This is a genomic window from Paenibacillus planticolens (genome assembly GCF_013141725.1).
In the GTDB taxonomy this organism is placed as follows: Bacteria; Bacillota; Bacilli; order Paenibacillales; family NBRC-103111; genus Paenibacillus_E; species Paenibacillus_E planticolens.
The window spans coordinates 1-760 of record NZ_WHNZ01000058.1; the positions used below are offsets into that span (position 1 = coordinate 1).

At 49.5% G+C, this 760-nt stretch carries 8 tRNA genes; all 8 read right to left on the bottom strand.

Annotated elements, in window-relative coordinates:
• Positions 1-36 precede the first annotated feature (36 nt).
• Positions 37-116, bottom strand: a tRNA-Leu gene (locus GC097_RS24245).
• 19 nt (positions 117-135) lie between these two features.
• Positions 136-211, bottom strand: a tRNA-Lys gene (locus tag GC097_RS24250).
• Between the two features lie 10 nt (positions 212-221).
• A tRNA-Gln gene (locus GC097_RS24255) sits at positions 222-293 on the bottom strand.
• A 9-nt stretch (positions 294-302) separates the two neighbouring features.
• A tRNA-Thr gene (locus GC097_RS24260) sits at positions 303-375 on the bottom strand.
• Between the two features lie 12 nt (positions 376-387).
• Positions 388-463, bottom strand: a tRNA-Val gene (locus GC097_RS24265).
• 15 nt (positions 464-478) lie between these two features.
• Positions 479-553, bottom strand: a tRNA-Glu gene (locus GC097_RS24270).
• A gap of 13 nt (positions 554-566) precedes the next feature.
• Positions 567-642 (bottom strand) — tRNA-Thr (locus GC097_RS24275).
• Between the two features lie 2 nt (positions 643-644).
• Positions 645-720 (bottom strand) — tRNA-Asn (locus GC097_RS24280).
• Positions 721-760 lie beyond the last annotated feature (40 nt).

Consider the following 760-nt stretch of genomic DNA (forward strand, 5'->3'; position numbering starts at 1 on the left):
GGTACCTCAGATGTATGAATACTACTGAGGATTTAATGCGCGTAGAGGGACTTGAACCCCCACGGTCACCCGCTAGATCCTAAGTCTAGTGCGTCTGCCAATTCCGCCATACGCGCATGTTGTAAATAAGGCAAATGGTGAGTCATGTAGGATTCGAACCTACGACACCCTGATTAAAAGTCAGGTGCTCTACCAACTGAGCTAATGACTCATAAAAGAAACTGGGGATCAAGGATTTGAACCTTGGCATGACGGAGTCAAAGTCCGTTGCCTTACCGCTTGGCTAATCCCCATTAAAAACATGCCGTCGAGAGGACTTGAACCCCCAACCTACTGATTACAAGTCAGTTGCTCTACCAGTTGAGCTACAACGGCATATCAAGTTAATGGTGGAGGCTGACGGGATCGAACCGCCGACCCTCTGCTTGTAAGGCAGATGCTCTCCCAGCTGAGCTAAGCCTCCATGGGAAATACTTGATGGTGACCCGTAGGGGACTCGAACCCCTGTTACCTCCGTGAAAGGGAGGTGTCTTAACCACTTGACCAACGGGCCTTGTAAAACTTACTGGAGCTTCCAACCGGAATCGAACCGGTGACCTCATCCTTACCATGGATGCACTCTACCGACTGAGCTATGGAAGCAATGGCTCCCCGAACAGGACTCGAACCTGTGACAACTCGATTAACAGTCGAGTGCTCTACCAACTGAGCTATCAGGGAATAGCAGAGACACTTTTGACGAAGTCAAAAGATCCCTATA